The organism is Hymenobacter elongatus, from assembly GCF_004745955.1.
Lineage (GTDB): Bacteria > Bacteroidota > Bacteroidia > Cytophagales > Hymenobacteraceae > Hymenobacter > Hymenobacter elongatus.
In genome coordinates this window covers 1-19,583 of sequence record NZ_SRLD01000007.1, presented here as the reverse complement: position 1 = coordinate 19,583, position 19,583 = coordinate 1, and the positions used below count along the sequence as shown (strand labels likewise).

Below are 19,583 nucleotides of genomic sequence, written 5' to 3'. Positions count from 1 at the left end.
CCCACAGTGGGAGCCGGCCTTTTTCTTGTAGGTGCGCAAAGAGCTACAGCGTCTCTTCGTGGTAGCTCACCAGGTCGTCGATGGGGGAGCGGATAATCTTGCCGACTTCCATATTGTGGTTGCGGGCCACCTGGGCCAGGGCGTCGCGGAAGTTGTAAGCCACCGAGCCCACGCAGTTGAACGTGTAGTCCTGGTAGTTGGGGTAGTGCAGCACGATGTTCTGGAAGAACGTCTCAAAACCCTGCAGCACGATTTCGCGGCAGTAGCTGATGTTGTTGTGGTCGTAGGCAAACTTGCCGAAGCTGGCCAGGAAGCGGTTGGGCAGCGGCTGGTTGTAGAGGCGGTCAAAAATATCCTCACGGGTGAGGTTAAATTCTGCCAGGAAGATATCCTGCAAGCCGTCGGGGAGCAGGCCGCGCAGGTAGTCGCGCATCAGGCGCTTACCGATGAAGGAGCCGCTGCCTTCGTCGCCCAGGAAGTAGCCCAGAGAGTCAACGTTGTAGGTTATTTTCTCGCCGTCATACAGGCAAGAGTTGGTGCCTGTACCCAGAATGGCGGCAAAACCCGGCTTGCGCCCCAGCAGTGCCCGCGCCGACGCCAGTAGGTCGTGGTCGACGGTCACATTGGCCTGGGGGAAAATCTGCCGCATCGCCTGGGCAATTACGTCCGCTTTTTTCGCCGACGACACGCCCGCGCCGTAGTAATGCACCTCGCGTACTTCATCGCGCACCAGCGTTTCCGGCAGGTTTTTGTCGAGCGAGACGGCAATGGCGGCCGTGTTCATGAAGTCGGGGTTGTAGCCTTCAGTGTTGAAGTATACCCGGTTGCTGGTTTCGTCGAGCTGGCACCAGCTGCTTTTGGTCGAGCCGCCGTCGGCAATGAGAATCATACGGTACGGAGTTAAGGTAGTGAAGTGAGAAGCTGGAAACTACCAGGCAGAGCTGCTTGGCGCCCTTAACCACGGTTTCGGGCCAGCCAGGTCTATTTTGGCGAGTGGTCTGCCCCAAGCCCAGCTATTGGATTGCGAAGCTAGCAGGTTCGCCGAAACGAAGTATAACAGCTGCCAGACTTTGTAGCGGATCGGCGGACTTACCCACTTGGTGAGAGCCGCTTTACAAACTAAAATAGTGCATTTAAAGCCTGTAAAGAAGGAAATTGTCCCCGCTGAGCTACAAATAGTAAGTAATAACTCACGACAGTTTTATTTTATAATTTGCGCAGTATATTTACTTCCCAAACCTGGCGCTTCTAGCCGATCAGGGTAGCCCAACTGCATTTTTTAGTCACCTCTCCCACATTCTCATCAACACCCATGAAGAAAATCTTTACGCTCGCAACCTTAGGGCTGCTTTCCGCCGGCGCTTTCGAAGCCCAAGCCCAGATTACGATTGACGGTCAACTGACGACCACCGAGGTAAGCACGACTGGCTACACGCTGGTTGGCCGCGATACAGGCCCGCGTGGCTTCGCCCCATCGGCCACCAACGACGCCGGCCTGATTGCCCTGTACGCTGCCGCTGATGCTACCAATCTGTACTTCTTCCTGGTCGGCACGCTGCAAAACGATGGTACGCCGCCCTCCAAGATTTCAAATGCCCTGCAGTTGCTTATCGCCCGTCCGGGTGTAGCTGGCGTGCCCGTAGGAACGGCCCTGCCCAAGCCCGCTGCTGCTACCGCACCTGCTGTCAATACTGCCTTCCAAAACTTCGCTCCCTTCCTCGACCAGCCCGGCGACATAGGCATTGGCATCAAAGGCAACGACGTAGCCGCTCAGGTTCAGGTTGATGGTATCGTCTACACCGGTGGCACAACCCCTTCCGCCGCCGCCGCCGTCATCAGCGGCACTACCGGCCTGCCCGCTACCGGCGCAGTAGCTGCCACAATTGCTGGCCAGACCGGCAACCTGGCTGTGTTCAATGGCGCTCGGGTGTCGTACCGTACGGCTGTCAACCTGAACAGCAACCCTGGCTTTGGTGTCAACGGTGCGGGTGCTGTGCCTGCCTTTGGCCTGGAAATTTCCGTGAGCCGCGCTTCTATCGGTTTGCCCGCTGCTGGTGGCGCGGTGCGCATCCTTGCCCTGCACAACAACCAAGATGGTGGCTTCGTATCGAGCGACTTCATCCCGCAGAACTCGGGTCCACTGCCCGCTTCGTTCACCAACGCGCCCAACCTGGGCACCAACCCCGATTTCCGCCTCATTCCCGGCACGCAGTCGGCTACCCTCACCATCGGTGCCTCAACGGGTGTAACGGTGCTGTCGTCCAAATCGGCTGATGCCGCGGCCGTAGCTATGGGTGTCTATCCTAACCCCGCTAAAGGTGTCGCTACTGTTTCTTACAACGTAGGCAGCCGCGCTGATAACGTCAACATCGTCCTGACTGACCTAGTTGGTCGTCAGGTGCGGGTGCTGGAAAACAGCCAGCGCGCTGCTGGTATGCAATCCACGACGGTAAGCACCGCCAACCTGGCTGCTGGCACCTACTTGGTGCGGGTGCAGGTAGGCGACAAAGTTGACACGCGTAAGGTTGTGCTTCAATAGCCTTTCCAACGCCACAAAAAAGGCCGCTCCCATCGGGAGCGGCCTTTTTTTGTTTGGTTTGTGCGCCACAGCTAAGCCCGTTCTGTTGCCGGGGCGGTAGTGTCCGCGTAATACTGCTCGTATAGCATCTGGCCCACTGTTGACTGGCAGCCCTGATGAGAAGTGTCGAATCATCCCGCGTGCCATGGTAAGCAGATTGCCTTAGCGATAATAGTATGTCTAGGAAGTCGCTGAAATCAAATAGAACGTCATGCTTCATCTGGCGTCCGCTGGTCGAAGCATCTCGCGGGCACTGGTAATCAGAATAGCGCTTTTTGGGTGCTCCGCTTTCTTCGGACGTCATGTCTCGCGCTGCTCGACATGAGGTTCTTTCTACCTACTGTCCACACAGCTTGGCTTGCTCCGGTAATGGGTAGCGCTGTGGCATCTGGCTTCGCTGATAGTTATAAAAGAAAAGGAGCCGCTGAATTTCAGCGTCTCCTTTTACGAAGCAGTTTGCCTTTTGCAGGACAGACTAGTTCTTTTTGATCGTGTAAAGCGGCTTCGGCTTGGCGTTGTAGTCCAGCGTGAGCGTGTAGTTGCCCGCCTCTGTTATCTTCAGGTTGTCGCCATCCTGCTTTAGCGTACCACCGGCTCCGTCAGCACCCAAATTCACGCCCCAGGCCTTATTGGCGCGGAACTTGAACTCGTCAGCTTTCAGATCTTTGGTCAGCGTCCAGATCTTCTTATCGAAGTTGTACTGCATCACCACGTCATCATTCCAGCTAACACCGGCTGGGCCGATTAGGCCCCATACCAGCGTCGGCAGGTCGCGCGATTCGTACGGAGTACCGGCGAGCGACATAGTGCCACTTGTGTAAGGCGCTACGTTGGGGGAGTAAGAAGACTTCAGGCGTACGTCAAGCTGCGAAGCCTGGCCTACTGGCAACTCCAGATCATTGAAGAGTGTGTTGACTTCACCAATGGTGAATGACTTCTGCACGACGTTGCTGACGTCTACTTCCTTCATTTTAGCGAAGTCGGTCCCTTTTTTTGCAAACTGCAGCGTGTAGGTAGCAGGCACTGGAAATCCTCCCTCGCTGAACGTCAGGCTGATAGGCGTCCAGGAATACGTAACGGCAACCTTGTCTGCGTTGTCCTTTTTCAGATCAACTGCCGTAACCGACGTGGTCAGAGCAGGCGCAGCGCTGGGCTCGGCCGTAACTTTTACCTCATCCTTCTCGCACGAAGACATGAGCATCACGGCTGCACAAATCCCGACGGTGCGGGTAAACCAGTTTTTCATGGGAATTTTTTTGTGGGTGGGTAAATAAGCGGGGCAGCTACTCGGCGTGGTCACAGCAGAGCCGTCATCGGAGTAGCTGCCTCCGCCAGTGAGATTAATAGCCAGGGTTCTGCTTCAGGTTCGGGTTGGCCACCAAGTCCGTCGACGGAATGGGGAACAGATTCAGATTATCCGAAACCGACCGGCCTTCTTTCAGCCCACCTTTCCACGGCCACAGATAGGCAGCAGTAGTGAACTTTTTGAAACGAATAAGGTCCATCCGACGGTGGCCTTCCCAATGCAGTTCACGAGCGCGCTCGTCCAGAATGAAATTCAGGTTGAGCTGCGAGGCGGTGATGTTGCCAGCGTTGGTGCCGCTGAAGGCGCGGGTCCGCAGCTGGTTTACGTAGGTGAGGGCCTGGCCCAGGTCGCCACCAGTGCCACCACGCAGAACGGCCTCGGCGTACATCAGGTACACATCAGCCAGGCGGAACATCGGGAAGTCCGTGTCCGGGAAGGTGATGTTTTTGCCGACTTTGCCATCCGATCCGATGTTTCTGAATTTGAACACGGCATAGCCGTACTTGTACTCCGTCAGATTGTCAATCTCCAGCTTTTGGCCCTTCGTCTGGAAACGTCCGCGTCGGTCAGCGGCCGTGTCGGGGAAGAGGTTGAACAAGGCCTTCGTGGTACGGGTGCCGCCCCAGCCGCCATCGATACCATAGGCAGCCGCCGAAATACTATCACCCACGCTGGCGTGAATGATGAAGGTGGTGCCGCCGTAGCCTTTGGTGAAATTACCGTCGAAGGTTACCGGGAAGATAACTTCGGGCGACGTGTGGTTGTCGGCCAGGAAGTTGCGACCGTAGGCCGAAAACTTGGCCGTAGGAGTATTTTGCAGGCTGTAGCCCGCGCCGATTACCTTTTTGCAGTAGGTAATAGCCTCTGTGTTGCGGGCAGTACCCGTGTACACTTCCGCGTTCAGATACAGCTTAGCCAAAAGCGTCCAGGCGGCTGCCTGGTCAACCCGGGCGTATTCGTTTTGCTTGGCACCTACCAGCTCCGTTTCAATGGCTTTCAGCTCCGACTCGACGTACGAGAACAGCTCGGCGCGCGAAATCTGGCGGGGCTGGAATGAGCCAACCTGGTCGTTTTCGTCGGCGAAAGGAGGGTTACCGAACAAATCCAGGGAGTGGAAGTAGCTCAGCGCCCGCAGGAAGCGAGCTTCAGCCCGGTACTTCTTGATGTTCTCCAGGTTGGTGCCCGTGATGTTACGGCCGCTCAGCTTGTCGTCCTTCGTCTCCCGGATGTATTCGTTGCACGCCGCAATCTGGTAGGAAATGCGGTTGTACATGGCCCGGATGAAGGGGTTGTTCGACGTCCAGTTCATGCGGTGGTAATCCTGGAGGCCGTCGTCGCCCCAGGCGATAACCGCCTCGTCGGTGGGCAGCTCCTGAATCGACCAGTACTGGCGCACGTAGTTCGAGAAGCCTTCATCGACCCCCGACAAGTCGGGCTTACCGGACGGGCCGGTCTGGCCGCTCAGGGCCAGGCCCGCGTAGAGCTTGGCCAGAATGGGCTTGTAGTTGGCCGGGTCGGAATAGACTACCTCCGAGGTAACTTCATTGAACGGCTCACGGTCGAGGTCTCCTACGCAGGACGTCGCAACGGCGAGTAGAGAAGCGGCCACCGATACGGTAGCAAAGCCTCTTACAAACGACTTTTTCATTTTTTGCTGGTACATACGTACGATTTAGAAACCTAGATTTAGCCCCAGCGTCACCGTGCGCGGTCGTGGGTAGAAGTTGTTGTCGATGCCGTTCGAAATCTCCGGATCAAGACCCGTGTACTTCGTTACAACGAACACATTCTGAACCGCCAACGTTACCCGGATGTTCGATTTGTTTTCGGCAAACGTGCGCAGGTTGTAGCCCAGCGTCACGTTGTCCATCCGCAGGAACGAAGCATTCTCGACGTAGTAGTCGGAGAAGTACTGGAAGCCCTGGAAATTGGTGTCGTAGATGTTCGGCGTCACGTTCTGCAGGAAGCCGTTGGTCGAAAGGCTGGCCAGAGCGGCCGCCTGCGAATTCACGTTGTTGTAGACGTAGTTGCCCAGGTTGGCACGCATGCTGAACGCCAGGTCGAGCTTGCGGTACGAGGCGTTGGAGCTCAGGCCCAGCGTCGTGGTCGGAGCCGCCGACTTGTAGCGGTAGCGGTCATCGATGTTGCTGGTGCCGCTGTTGTTTACGTCGGTATACAGACCTTCAATTGGCCGGCCGTTCGAATCATATACCTGCTTCTGCACGAAGAAGGAGTTGGCAGGGAAGCCTACCGAGTTAACCTGGATGTTGCTGCCAACCCCACCGCTGATACCGCCTACCGCGTAGCCCGTGAACGTCGGCAAGGTGGCACCAAGGTCGGTGATCTTGTTTTCGTTGTAGGCCACGTTGAAGTTCAGGTTCCAGTTGATATCGTTGTTCCGAACGGGATTCGTGTTCAGCGAGAACTCGACACCCCGGTTTTCCAGGCTACCGATGTTGGTGATAATCTCGTTGGTCAGGTTGGTCAGGCCAGCGGGAGCAACTTTGGCCAGCAGATCATTCGTCTGACGCAGGTACACATCGACGGCACCGCTAATGCGGCCATCAAGGAAGCCGTAGTCCAGACCCGCGTTATAGGTCGTGGTTTCTTCCCACTTCAACGCCGTGTTGTAGCCTTCCGAACGCAGCGTCTGGATGAACTGGTCGCCGAACTGGTACGAGGCAGATTCTTCGCCCAAAGTGTAGCGGGCCAGGAAAGGATAGTTGCCGGCGGCCCCTTCGATGTCCTGCTGACCCGTGATGCCGGCGCCCAAACGCAGCTTCAGCTCGGAGAGAACCGTAACATCTTTCAGGAAGCTCTCTTCCTTCAGGCGCCAGGCGGTACCGATAGAGGGGAAAAAGCCGAACTTATTGCCTGTCGGGAAGCGCGAGGAGCCATCATTACGACCTGTTGCCGTCAGCGAATAGCGGTCTTTGAAGTTGTAGGTAGTACGGGCAAAGAACGATACCAGTGTGTTCTGGGTCTTAAACCGGAACGCGGGCCTGATGTTGGTGCCATCAGCCGAAGCCTGGTAGGAGTCAAGCGGCTGGTCGCGAATGAAGTCCTGGTACGAATAGCCGCCCAGGATGGTGAAGCGGTGGTCGGCAATCTGCTTGGCATACTCCAGGTAGAAGTCGAGGAGCTTGTTGTCCTTCTTCTGCTCGAAGAAGTTGTTGGCCCCTTTGTCGGAGAAGTTCTGGGCGGCAATAGCGGGTACGAAGGTCGTACCGTTGCTGCGCAGCATGTCGTAGCCCAGGTTCAGGTTGGCCCGCAGCTCGGGCAGGAAGTGGAATTTGTAGTCGAACTGAATGTTACCGATGCCACGCTTGGCGGTGCTCCGGTCACGTTTCTGGTTCAGGAACGCCACGGGGTTGCGCGTTGCGTTGGTGTTCAGCGTGTTGTCGCCGTTCAGCCATTCGTAGTAGCCGCCGAAACGGGTGTCGTCGCCGCTGAAGATGTTCTGGGTTGGGTCGAAGCGAGCCGCGTTGCCGATAGCATCGGCCGAGGCGAAGTTGTTATCGACCCAGCTGCCTTTGGCATTGATGTCGATCCGCAGGTGGTTGTCGAGCAGGCTGGGCGTGAGGCTCAGCGAAGCCGTGTTCCGCTCCAGCTTGTTGGTCATCAGAATGCCCTGCTGCTTGGTGTTGCCCAGCGAGGCGCGGAATGGCAGCGTCCCTACTGAGCCGATCAGGCTCACGTTGTTGTCGAAGGTAGACGCCTTGCGGAAGATTTCTTCCTGCCAGTTGGTGTTGCCCGTGCCGAGCAGATTCTGCTGCGACTCTGTGCCCCGAGTGTTCACCAGGTCACGGAACTCATCGGCCGAAAGTACCTTGATGGTCTTGGTCTTCTCCGAAATAGAGGCCTGGGAGTTCACCGTTACCCGGAGTTTCTCACCCGACAGGCCCTTTTTGGTTGTAATCAGAATAACGCCGTTCGAAGCGCGCGAACCGTAGATGGCGGTAGCCGAGGCATCCTTCAGCACAGTGAAGGTTTCGATGTCGTTGGGGTTTACCAGCGTGAGTGGGTTAGAAACACCTTTGTTTTCGGAGTTATCGACTGGTACGCCGTCAATTACGATCAGCGGGTCGTTGTTGGCGTTTAGCGAAGAGCCGCCCCGGATGCGGATCTGGGAGGAAGCCCCCGGCGCACCACCGCCCGACGTAATCTGCACCCCGGCTACTTTGCCCTGAATGAGCTGCTCGGGGTTGGTTACCTGGCCTTGCACAAACTGCTTTTCCGATACCGTGGCAATGGAGCCCGTGATGTCCTGCCGGCGCTGCGTGCCGTAACCTACTACTACGGCCTCGCTGAGCAGAGTCGTGTTTTCGGCCAGCGAGATGTCGCCCAGGGAAGTCGTCTGCCCGGCGGTGATAGTGACGATCTGGCGCTTGGCGTTGTAGCCCACGAACGAGCTAACCAGCGTCTGCGAGCCAGCCGGCACGTTCTGAATCAGGTACGTGCCATCGGCATTGGTCGAGCTACCCAGCGAAGTGCCTTCAATCAGCACGGTCGCACCCGGTACCCCTTGGCTCTTTTCGTCCAGCACTCGGCCACTCACGGCTCCGGTTTGGGCGAATGCACCAGTAAATCCGGTGCAGACGAACAGTAGCAGAAACAGTAGTTTCGCTAGGTAAGTGTGTTTCATTGAAAATGGGTTAGGAGAGGGAATTTGGTGTCTGGCTAGGCCAGGGATGGGAGGCCGCCGCGCAACGATAAGCAAACCAAAGTCGGAACCAGTTGAACCCGATTTAGTCTACTTTCACCCCTGCGCAACATCGCCGTTTTTGTTAATAAACTACGCAAGATAAAGTTTTGAAAACCACAAATACAAGGCGGAGTAGAATCCCGCAGTAAATAGTTTTTGGCCTATTTTCAGGCCAGCCGCCGCTTGGTTCACAAAATCCATCTTTGCAAGAAGTTGTCGGGCCAGAAGCTACGAAAAATCGGGGTAATTCATTTTGAGGGCAGAGTAAAAAAACACAGTGAAAAGTGAGTGCGCAGTCACCTACTACTCAGTGCCTACTGCTTAGTATTAAGTCACTCATCTTGAATTTTTCATATGCCGTAATAATCCTCACCCACTCGTTGCGGCTGGCAGGCTGGCTGCATGTAAGCAAAAGGAATGACTAAGGGGTGAATGCAATTCCGCCGTGCGAAAGTTTCTGCCGGATAAAAGTTTGTTCTACTGATAAGGGCGTTAGCACCTTACAGTAAAAAAAGCCCGTCGTACCCGCCTGAATACCCGGTTTGAAGCGTTTATTCCAGTACTTTGGAGTATGAAACACTGCTTCGCTTTCCTTCTGCTGCTGGTCGCGGCTGCGGCTCAGGCCCAGGTGACCTTCAAACTGACCAGCGTACCGGCCAATACGCCAGCTACTGCTACGCTGTACATGGCGGGGACTTTCAATAACTGGAACCCGGGCAGCGCGGCGCACACGCTCACCAAAAATGCCGACGGCACCTACCAGATAACCCTGCCCCAGACCACCGGCACGATTGAGTATAAATTTACGCGTGGTGCCTGGAGCGCGGTAGAAACCAGCGCCACCAATGGCTCGGTACCCAACCGCAGCTACACCTTCGGCACCGCGCCGGCCACGGTGACGCACACAGTGCTGAACTGGGAGGACCTGGCCGGGGGCGGGGGCAGCTGCCAGTCGTCGGCCTTGGCCAGCGTGCGGGTGATGAGCACTGCCTTCCCGATTCCGCAGCTCAACCGCACGCGGCGCGTGTGGCTCTATCTGCCCGCCGACTATGCTACCAGCACCAAGCGCTACCCCGTGCTGTATATGCACGACGGGCAGAACGTATTTGATAAATGCACCAGCTTTTCGGGCGAGTGGGGCGTCGATGAAACCTTGAGCCAGCTGCAGCAGCAGGGCCTCGACCCCACGGGCTGCATCGTGGTGGCCGTCGACAACGACGGGGCCCAGCGCCTGAACGAGTATTCTCCCTGGAACAACCCGCAGTACGGCGGCGGCCAGGGCGACCAGTACGTCGACTTTTTGGCCCAGACGCTGAAGCCTTATATCGATACCAACTACCGCACCCTCACGGGCCGCGAGTACACCAGCATTGCTGGCTCCAGCATGGGCGGCCTGATTTCGGTGTACGCGGCTCTGAAGTATCCGAATGTGTATAGCAAGGTGGGGGTGTTTTCGCCCGCTTTCTGGTTTGCCGAGCAACCGCTGTTTCAGTACGTGCAAGAGCATCCGGCTAATCCCAACACACGCTTTTACTTCGTGAGCGGTACGCAGGAAAGCCAAACCATGGTGCCGCTGATGCAGCGCATGCGCGACGCTCTGCAAACCGGCGGTGTGCCGGCCACGAACCTGAGCTTCAATTCGATTGCCGATGGTCAGCACAGCGAATCGTTCTGGAAGCGGGAGTTTGGGGCTGCTTACCGGTGGCTGATGGCCGCTACGCCCACGGCTACGAAGAACTCGCAGCTGGCCCTGGCCTTCAGCGCTTATCCGGTGCCGGCCAAAGATGCCGTGACCGTGCAGCTGCCCGAGAGCGTGAAAGAAGCCCGGCTGGAAGTGCTGGACTCGACGGGCCGCCTCGTGCTGAAAAGCAAGGTGCGCACTGGCCAGGCCGTGGATGTGAGCACCTTGCCCAAGGGCGCTTATTTCATGCGCCTGACGGCGGGTAAGCTCGCGGGCAGCCAAACGCTTATCAAGGAGTAGACTTCGCAAGAAGCCACTGGTTTGCCTGCGGAATCCGTGCCCGGATCGTGCCCGGCTTGCGGATTCTTCAGCAGAAAAAGCAAAAAGGTGTTGGCGAACCTAAAAACGCCGTCTATATTTGCAGCGTTAGCGCCGCACAATAAAACAGCATAAACAACTCTCAATGACTCTTCAGGTAACGCAGCAAGCATGGTGGTGGTCTCTCCGAAACTCCGGACGGGAAAGCCTGTGCGTGCGGTAAGGTCATTGTTTATTCAGAACCTCGCATTCAACACATAAAGGAGAGCCCGGCCACCAGCCAGGCTTTTTTTATTTCCGGCCGCGTTAGGCGCTCCTATTCTCCTCCTTCCTTCTAACCTGCCGCCCGCTGCCTGCGGGCAACGCTGATGAAACAAGTTCACCTCAAAACCCGCCACGTTCGTCTGCTCGCCGATACCGTGACGCCTGTGGGACTCTACCTGCGCCTGCGCGACCAGTATACCAACTGCCTGCTGCTGGAAAGCTCCGACTACCACGGCCAGCAGAACGCCTTCAGCTACCTGGCTTTTGAGCCGCTGGCCCGCTTCGAGGTGAGCCGGGGCGAGCTGCGCCAAACCCAGGTAGACGGTACCGTAACCACCGAAACCCCGGCGGTGCCCCGCCTGGCCCTGACGCGCCTACAGGAGTTTGCCGACAGCTTTCGGACGGAGAAATCGGAGTTTGACTTTATTACCGGCGGCTTGTTCGGGTACATCGGCTACGAGGGCGTGCAGTATTTTGAGGACCTCACGCTGAATGCTGATAAAGTAGCAGCGGGTCAGATTCCGGATATTATGTACGGCACCTACCGCTACGTCATTGCCATCAACCACTTCCGCAACGAGCTGTTTGTGTTTGAGCACACGCCCACCGACGAGCCCACCGACCACGACGGCCTCACGCGGCTGGTCAACCTGATCCGGAACCCGAGCTTGCCTGAGTTTGGCTTCGCGGCGGTAGGCGAGGAGCAAACCAACCAGACCGACGCCGAATTCCTGAGCGCGCTGGCCGCCGGACAGCAGCACTGCCGCCGCGGCGACGTTTTCCAGATTGTGCTGTCGCGCCGCTTTCAGCAGGGGTTTGTCGGCGACGAGTTCAACGTGTACCGGGCCCTGCGCTCAGTCAATCCGTCGCCTTACCTGTTCTATTTCGACTACGGCACCTTCAAAATATTTGGTTCCTCGCCCGAAACACAGCTGCTGATCAAAGGTCGCGAGGCCAGCCTGTTTCCTATTGCCGGCACCTTCCGCCGCACCGGCCACGATGCCCAGGATGCCGAGCTGGCTCAGCAACTGGCTGCCGACCCCAAGGAAAACGCCGAGCACGTAATGCTGGTCGACTTGGCCCGCAACGACCTGGCCCGCCACGGCGACAACGTGCGCGTCAAGACCTTCCGTGAAATTCAGTTCTATTCCCACGTCATTCACTTGGTGAGTGAGGTAAATGCAACGCTGGCCCCCGAAGCCGCTTCGCTGCAGGTGGTGGCCGATACGTTCCCGGCCGGCACGCTGTCGGGGGCACCCAAGCACCGTGCCATGCAGCTCATCGACGAGCTGGAGCCCACCGGCCGAGGCTACTACGGCGGCTGCCTGGGCCACCTGGGCTTCAACGGCGACTTCAACCACGCCATCATGATTCGCTCGTTTCTGAGCACCGGCAATCAGCTCTACTATCAGGCCGGAGCTGGCGTGGTGGCTGCTTCCGATATCAACTCGGAGCTGAATGAGGTGCATCATAAGCTGGCCGCGCTGCGCAAAGCGCTGGAAGCTGCCGAGCTAGTGGGAGAGAAGCTGACAGTGACGGTTTAGAAATAAAGAACGTCGTGTAGTAGACCGTCATTCCGAGCGCAGCCGAGGACTCTCGCGTGCACCGCTAATCAATGGCATTGCAACGACAGCTCGCGAGATACCTCACTCTGTTCGACATGACGCTCTTTTCTCAACAACATCAGCACGCGCGATGCTTCGATAGGCTCAGCATGACGAGTACCCGATACAACAAAAGATAAACGCCATGAAAATTCTAGTTCTCGATAATTACGACTCTTTCACCTATAACCTCGTGCAGCTGTTGCGCGAGCTAGGCTACGGGGCAACGACTACGGTGGTCCGCAACGACAAAATTGACTTGGACGACATCGAGCAGTACGATGCTATTATGCTGTCGCCGGGGCCCGGCGTGCCTTCGGAAGCGGGACTGATGCCCGAGGTGATTCGCCGCTACGCGCCTACCAAGCGTATGCTAGGCGTGTGCCTGGGCCACCAGGGCATTGCCGAAGCCTTCGGTGGCGAGCTGTATAATCTGCCCGCCGTGCTGCACGGCATTGCTACCGACGCCGAACTCGTGGCCACCGACGAACGGCTGTTTCAAGGGCTGCCGACGCGGTTCAAAGTGGGTCGCTACCACTCCTGGGTGGTGACGCCGGAAAGCTTCCCGGCCGAGCTGGAAGTAACTGCCCGCGACGCCAACGGCCAGATTCTGGCCCTACGCCACCGAACATACGACGTGCGCGGCGTGCAGTTTCACCCCGAGTCCATCCTGACGGAGCACGGCCATCAGATGCTGAAAAACTGGCTGGAAGGCGACCAGTAGCAGAATAATACTTCCCCGCCCTTCTGCAAAAAGGATGGTCCCGCGTCTCCCGCTTGCGTGATATGCAACAGCATCTGAGGAGGGCAATTACAACGACTTATTTCCCAATTTATCCCGTTGAAAAAGTTTCTCACCACCCTTTTCGAGCAGCAAACCCTAACCCGGGACGAAGCGCACGAAGCCTTGTCGCAGTTGGGGCAGGGCGCGGTCAACCCCGCCGAAACGGCCGCCTTCATGACCGTGTACCGTATGCGGCCCATTACGGTACCCGAGCTGGCCGGCTTCCGCGACGCGCTGCTCGACCTGTGCCGCGACCCGCAGCTGGGCACCCACGACGTGCTGGACATTGTGGGCACCGGTGGCGACGGCAAAGACACGTTTAATATCTCCACGCTGGCTTGCTTTGTAGTGGCCGGCGCGGGCTATAAGGTGGCCAAGCACGGCAACATTGGCGTGTCGTCTATCTGCGGCTCGTCCAACATTCTGGCCCACTTCGGCTACGACTTCGAGGCGTCCTCCGATACGCTGCGGTGGCAGCTGGATGAGGCTAATATCTGCTTCCTGCACGCGCCGGCCTTTCACCCGGCCATGCGCCACGCAGGCCCCGTGCGCCGGGAGCTGGGCGTGCGCACGTTCTTCAATATTCTGGGGCCGCTCGTAAATCCCGCGCGACCTGCGGCGCAGCTGGCGGGCGTGTTTAGTCTGGAGCTGCTGCGGCTCTACAACTATTTGTTTCAGCAAACCACCACGCGCTACGCCGTGGTGCACGCCCTGGATGGCTACGATGAGCTTTCGCTCACCGGCGCGGCGAAGGTAATGTCGGCGCGGGGCGAGGAATTTTTCAGCGCCGAGGATATCGGCCTGACCACGTATGCGCCCCAGCAGCTTGCGGGCGGCACCACTGTAGCTGAGTCGGCGGCCCTGTTTCTGGGGGTGCTCGACGGCCAGGCTACCCCGGCCCAGCGCGACGTGGTGACGGCCAATGCCGCGCTAGGGCTGCGGTGTGTGGTGCCGGAGCTGTCGTTTGCCGAAGCGCTGGGCCAGGCCCGCGAATCCCTAGATTCGGGCCGGGCGCGGCAGGCCTTTGGCAAGCTGCTGGCCCGCTGATATCCTTTTTCGTGGGCTCCCACAGTACAGCAAACGGCTGCTTCTGATGGGCCTGTGCTGCTCCCTGCCCTGTTGTGTCTCGGGAGCCGATCTGCTTAAAACACTGTAGCTGGTATCTTTTTTCTCTATTACGAGGTTCAACAACTGCCTCCCTCATTCCTTCATGGCGCATAGTTTCGCCGCCCCTTTCTTATGACAACTTCCCTTACTACCGGTACCATTCTCGACAAAATTGTGGCCCACAAGCGCCGCGAGGTAGCCGAGCGGCAGAGCCTGGTGCCCGCCAAGCTGCTGGAGCGCAGCCTGTATTTTCATAACCAGCCGCTGTCGTTGCGCAAATATCTGCTGCGCGACGATTTGAACGGCATCATCGCCGAGTTCAAGCGCAAGTCGCCATCCAAGGGCTGGATCAACCAGCACGCGCCGGTGGAGCGCACCACGCTGGGCTACATGCAGGCCGGGGCCTCGGGCCTGTCGGTGCTGACGGACGCGGAGTTCTTCGGCGGTAAGAACGAAGACCTGACCATTGCCCGGCGCTTCAACTATTGCCCCATCCTGCGCAAAGACTTCGTAATAGATGAGTACCAGATTCTGGAAGCCAAGAGCATTGGGGCCGATGTGGTGCTGCTGATTGCCGCCATTCTGACGGCCGAGGAAGTGCTGCGCTTCGGCCAGCTGGCCCGCTCGCTGGGAATGGAAGTGCTGCTGGAAGTGCACAACGCCGAGGAGCTGGCCCGCACGCTGCACCCCGACGCGGTGAGCCTGGTAGGCGTGAACAACCGCAACCTGCACGACTTCAGCCTGAGCCTCGACACATCCCTGACCCTGGTCGACCAGATTCCGGCGGACTTCGTGAAAGTGACGGAAAGTGGCCTGAACTCTGCAGCGAGCATCGGCATGCTGCGCGATGCCGGCTACCGGGGCTTCTTGATCGGGGAGGCCTTCATGCGCAACGGTCGGCCCGAAAAAGCCTGCTCGGTACTGGTACAGGAGCTGCACGCCACCGAACCCATCACGCTGATTTAGCCATGCCCGCTATGCTGCCCCATATTCCCGCCGCTCCGCCCCAGGCCGCTGCTTCCTTACGCATCAAGGTGTGCGGGATGAAGTATGCCGGTAACATTGCCGATGTGGCGGGCCTCGAACCGGATTTTATGGGCTTCATCTTTCACGCCGGCTCCTCGCGCTTCGTGGGGGAGGAGCTGGATGAAACCCTGCTGCAACGCCTGCCACCGGAGCTGAAAAAGGTGGGGGTATTCGTGGATGCGCCGCTGGACTACATAACCCGGCAAGTGGCCCGCTACGGCCTGAGCCTGGCGCAGCTACACGGCCACGAAACGCCCGAGCAGTGCGCGGCGGTGCAGGCGGCGGGCGTGCCCGTTATCAAGGCTTTCGGCGTTGGTAGCACGTTTTCGTTGGCGCAGCTGTCGGCTTATGCGCCTTATTGCGCCTACTTTTTGTTTGATACTAAGGGTCCCCAGCCCGGTGGCAACGGCACCACTTTCGACTGGGAGCTGCTGCGCGACTACTCCCTACCCGTGCCCTACCTGCTGGCCGGCGGCCTCAACCTGGAAAGCGCCGCCTCGCTGCTGGCGCTGGACTTGCCCGGCCTGTACGGCGTCGATTTGAACAGCCGCTTCGAAACGGCGGCGGCGGTGAAATCGGTGGAGCGGCTGCGGCCCATGGTGCGCCAGCTGCGCCGGCAAACCCCTGATTTAACTCAACAGCCAGCCAGTTGAGCGCCTTTTTTGTTTTTTCTGAAAACTACTCTCATGGCAACTATTTCAAGCACTCCTTCGGCCTACGCGCCCAGCGCCCGTGGCTACTACGGTGAATTTGGCGGCGCCTTTATCCCGGAAATGCTCTACCCCAACGTGGAAGAGCTGCGCGACCAATACATCCAGATTCTAGCCGATCCGGCGTTTCAGGCCGAGCAGCAGGCGCTGTTGCGCGACTATGTAGGCCGCCCGACGCCGCTTTTCGAGGCCAAGCGGCTGTCGGCGAAGTATGGCACGCGCATTTTTCTGAAGCGTGAAGACCTCTGCCACACCGGGGCCCACAAGGTAAACAACACGGTCGGTCAGATTCTGCTGGCGCGGCGCCTGGGCAAAACCCGTATTATTGCCGAAACCGGGGCGGGCCAGCACGGCGTGGCCACGGCCACCGTGTGCGCCCTGATGGGGATGGAGTGCATCGTATACATGGGCAAAACCGACACCGAGCGGCAGCGCCCCAACGTGGAGCGCATGCGCCTGCTGGGTGCCAAAGTAGTAGCCGTGACTAGTGGCAGCCAAACGCTGAAAGATGCCACCAACGAGGCCATTCGCGACTGGATCAGCAACCCCGTGGATACGCATTACATCATCGGCTCGGTGGTAGGGCCGCACCCGTACCCCGACCTGGTGGCGCGCCTCCAATCGATTATAAGTGAGGAGATGCGCACGCAGTTGCAGGAAAAAATCGGCCGCGAGCTGCCCGACTACGTGGTGGCCTGCGTGGGCGGAGGCTCTAATGCGGCTGGCGCGTTTTACCACTTTCTGGATGAGCCCTCGGTGCAGCTGGTAGCCGTGGAGGCGGCGGGCAAAGGCATCAACTCCGGCCACTCAGCGGCCACCTCCGTGCTGGGCACGCCCGGCGTTATTCATGGTAGCCGCACGCTGCTGATGCAGGATGAGCATGGCCAAATTACGGAGCCATATTCATTGTCGGCGGGCCTCGACTACCCGGGTATTGGGCCATTGCACGCTCATTTGGGCTCTTCGGGCCGGGCACGCTTTATTAGTATAGAAGACGAGGACGCGCTGCGGGCGGTAGCCGAGCTAAGCCGGTTGGAAGGTATTATTCCGGCCCTGGAAACGGCCCACGCGCTGGCGGCCCTGGGCCAGCTTGGCGCGGGACCCGAGGAGGTGGTCGTCATCAACCTCTCCGGTCGGGGCGACAAAGACCTGGACACCTACATGAAATACGCGGAAGCGCTGAACTCCTACGCGTAATGCTCCCTCAGACTATGGAAAACCGCATTAGCCGGACCTTCGACCGGAAGCAGGACCGCCTGCTCAACATATATTTTACTGCCGGCTACCCCAAGCTGCACGATACCGTGCCCTTGTTGCAGGCCCTCACCGAAGCTGGGGCCGACCTAATTGAAATCGGGATGCCGTTTTCGGACCCGCTGGCCGACGGACCGGTGATTCAGCAAAGCAGCTCGGTGGCGCTGGCCAACGGCATGAATCTGTATGTGCTGTTTGAGCAGCTGAAGGAAATCAGGGCCACGGTGCCCGACACGCCGGTGCTGCTGATGGGCTACCTGAACCCGATTATGCAGTTCGGCATGGAGAACTTCTGCCGCGAAGCCGCCGCCGCCGGAGTCGATGGCGTGATTTTGCCCGACTTGCCGCTACTGGAGTACGAGGATGAATACCAGGTTATTTTTGAGAAGTACGGCTTGCAGCCCGTGTTTCTGATTACGCCCCAAACCGCGCCCGAGCGAATTCGCCATATGGATACGCTCACCAATGCTTTCCTGTACCTGGTATCGGGGCCCGGCACAACGGGCAGCGCCAACACGCAGGCCGCTGGCACTCAGGAGGCATACTTCGAGCGAATCGCCGGTATGAACCTGCGCAACCCGCGCCTGATCGGCTTTGGCATCGGTGACAAAGCCTCGTTTGACCACGCCTCGCACTACGCCAACGGAGCCATTATCGGCTCGGCCTTTATTCGGGCGCTGGAAGACGCGCCCGATGCGCCGGCCGCCGCCAAGCAGTTCGTTTCGTCCATTCTCCACTAGTCATTTCCGCTTAGGCTCCCGCCTGTCGGCCCAAGCAGTGCTGCGGCTGATACTTACGAATACACAATACACCATGATTATTCAACTCGAAAAGAACATTTCGGCTGAGCAAAAAGCCGATATCATTGCCCACGTCCAGGAAGCCAAGTTCAAAGTGACGGAAGTGGATACCCAACGCGCCAACTACCTGGTGGGCACTGGCAAGGCCGATGTGGACCTGCGCACGCTGGGCCAGTTGCCGGGCATACTGGACATTCACCGCGTGTCGGATGAGTACAAGCTGGTGAGCCGCAAGTGGCGCGTGCGCCCTACCGTGCTCGACCTCGGCGACGGGGTGCGCATCGGGGAAGGCTCGTTGAGCATTTCCGCCGGCCCGTGCAGCATTGAGAGCGAAGCGCAGATGGAAAAAATCATGCAGCACCTCGTCGATAACGACGTGCGCCTGATGCGCGGGGGCGTATTCAAACCCCGCTCGTCGCCCTACTCGTTTCGCGGGCTGGGAATGGATGGCCTGAAGCTGTTTCACCAGATGGCCCGCGCCCGCGGCATCAAGATCGTGACGGAGGTAATGCAGGTGTCGCAGGTGGAGGAAATGCACGACTACGTGGACGTATTTCAGGTGGGTGCCCGCAATACCCAGAACTTCAACCTGCTCGACGCGCTGGGCGGGGTCGATAAGCCGGTAATGATTAAGCGCGGCATTTCGGGCACGATAGAGGAGCTGCTGTCGTCGGCAGAGTATGTGTTTTCGGGGGGCAATGAGAAGCTGATTCTCTGCGAAAGAGGAATTAGGACTTTCGAAACGGCCAGCCGCAATACGCTCGACCTCAATGCAGTACCTATTCTGAAGGAAAAAACCCACCTGCCCGTCGTCGTCGATCCGTCGCACGGCATCGGCATTCGGGAGTACGTGATGCCCATGGCGCTGGCCGGCGTAATGGCCGGAGCCGACGGCATCATCTACGAAGCGCACGAGAAACCCGAAGAAGCTGCCTCCGATGGGCAGCAGACGCTGAATTTCACCGAGTCGGCCCGCCTGATCCACAACTTGCGCAAGGTATACGCCCTGCGGCAGGAGCTGGAATACTAAGTGCTTATCCGAATAGGCTACACAAGGCGGTCATGCTGAGCTTGTCGAAGCATCTCTACTGCGTCGTTGCATTGTCAAGTAAGTACCATTGCGGTAGAGATGCTTCGACTTCGCTCTGTCTCGTCCGGCTATAGCTATACAGGTGGAGGGAGTAATCCGGCCTGCGCTTTACAGGCCGGGTTGGTAATCCGGATTGGACTTTACAGGCAGACAAGATAGGCAGCGGTTTTTCTTCCGCCGCTGGGGTCAGGTGTCAAGTGGGGGCCGGGATAGCGGCCGGCTGATAGTGATTTTTCCAGCGCCGCACCAGCGGCCCTTCCTGCTCGTGGGCCTGGTTCGGCGTCAGAAAGTCGCAGCTGCCATGCGGGCGCAGCTGGTTGTAGGCCCGCACCACCAGCGCGTCGGCCTGCGCAAAG

General features: G+C 58.4%; 14 protein-coding genes. 10 read left to right on the top strand and 4 right to left on the bottom strand.

Features of this window, described 5'->3' with window-relative positions; genetic code table 11:
• Positions 1–43: 43 nt before the first annotated feature.
• Positions 44–889, bottom strand: coding sequence for an N-acetylglucosamine kinase (locus E5J99_RS05125; protein WP_135496651.1), 846 nt, complete (start codon positions 887–889; stop codon positions 44–46).
• Between the two features lie 423 nt (positions 890–1,312).
• On the opposite strand from E5J99_RS05125, the gene E5J99_RS05120 reads away from it, so the two are divergent.
• Positions 1,313–2,539, top strand: coding sequence for a T9SS type A sorting domain-containing protein (locus tag E5J99_RS05120; RefSeq protein ID WP_135496650.1), 1,227 nt, complete (start codon positions 1,313–1,315; stop codon positions 2,537–2,539).
• Between the two features lie 514 nt (positions 2,540–3,053).
• Here the strand turns inward: E5J99_RS05120 and E5J99_RS05115 are convergent.
• The 3 genes from E5J99_RS05115 to E5J99_RS05105 form a co-directional block, all read right to left on the bottom strand.
• Complete coding sequence (locus tag E5J99_RS05115) at positions 3,054–3,824, bottom strand: SusE domain-containing protein (RefSeq protein ID WP_135496649.1); 771 nt, start codon at positions 3,822–3,824, stop codon at positions 3,054–3,056.
• Positions 3,825–3,918: 94 nt separating this feature from the next.
• Entirely contained in the window at positions 3,919–5,532 is a 1,614-nt protein-coding gene (locus tag E5J99_RS05110; protein ID WP_135496648.1) for a RagB/SusD family nutrient uptake outer membrane protein, read from the bottom strand.
• A 24-nt stretch (positions 5,533–5,556) separates the two neighbouring features.
• Positions 5,557–8,529: a SusC/RagA family TonB-linked outer membrane protein gene (locus E5J99_RS05105; protein WP_135496647.1), complete on the bottom strand. Its 2,973-nt coding sequence runs from the start codon at positions 8,527–8,529 to the stop codon at positions 5,557–5,559.
• A gap of 631 nt (positions 8,530–9,160) precedes the next feature.
• Here E5J99_RS05105 and E5J99_RS05100 point away from each other — a divergent pair.
• The 9 genes from E5J99_RS05100 (at position 9,161) to aroF (ending at position 19,167) form a co-directional block, all read left to right on the top strand.
• Positions 9,161–10,570: an alpha/beta hydrolase-fold protein gene (locus E5J99_RS05100; RefSeq protein WP_135496646.1), complete on the top strand. Its 1,410-nt coding sequence runs from the start codon at positions 9,161–9,163 to the stop codon at positions 10,568–10,570.
• Between the two features lie 386 nt (positions 10,571–10,956).
• Complete coding sequence (locus E5J99_RS05095; protein ID WP_135496645.1) at positions 10,957–12,396, top strand: anthranilate synthase component I family protein; 1,440 nt, start codon at positions 10,957–10,959, stop codon at positions 12,394–12,396.
• A gap of 205 nt (positions 12,397–12,601) precedes the next feature.
• Positions 12,602–13,180 carry an anthranilate synthase component II gene (locus E5J99_RS05090; RefSeq protein WP_135496644.1) on the top strand — a complete coding sequence of 193 codons (579 nt, stop codon included), beginning with the start codon at positions 12,602–12,604 and terminating at the stop codon, positions 13,178–13,180.
• Positions 13,181–13,297: 117 nt separating this feature from the next.
• A complete protein-coding gene (trpD, locus tag E5J99_RS05085; protein ID WP_135496643.1) occupies positions 13,298–14,287 on the top strand; it encodes an anthranilate phosphoribosyltransferase in 990 nt (329 codons plus the stop codon).
• 192 nt (positions 14,288–14,479) lie between these two features.
• Positions 14,480–15,313 carry an indole-3-glycerol phosphate synthase TrpC gene (gene trpC, locus E5J99_RS05080; protein WP_135496642.1) on the top strand — a complete coding sequence of 278 codons (834 nt, stop codon included), beginning with the start codon at positions 14,480–14,482 and terminating at the stop codon, positions 15,311–15,313.
• An 11-nt stretch (positions 15,314–15,324) separates the two neighbouring features.
• Entirely contained in the window at positions 15,325–16,026 is a 702-nt protein-coding gene (locus tag E5J99_RS05075) for a phosphoribosylanthranilate isomerase (RefSeq protein WP_135496641.1), read from the top strand.
• A 33-nt stretch (positions 16,027–16,059) separates the two neighbouring features.
• Positions 16,060–17,280, top strand: coding sequence for a tryptophan synthase subunit beta (trpB, locus tag E5J99_RS05070; RefSeq protein WP_135496640.1), 1,221 nt, complete (start codon positions 16,060–16,062; stop codon positions 17,278–17,280).
• 14 nt (positions 17,281–17,294) lie between these two features.
• Entirely contained in the window at positions 17,295–18,077 is a 783-nt protein-coding gene (gene trpA, locus E5J99_RS05065) for a tryptophan synthase subunit alpha (protein WP_135496639.1), read from the top strand.
• 73 nt (positions 18,078–18,150) lie between these two features.
• Complete coding sequence (gene aroF, locus E5J99_RS05060) at positions 18,151–19,167, top strand: 3-deoxy-7-phosphoheptulonate synthase (RefSeq protein WP_135496638.1); 1,017 nt, start codon at positions 18,151–18,153, stop codon at positions 19,165–19,167.
• The last annotated feature ends 416 nt before the right edge of the window (positions 19,168–19,583 follow it).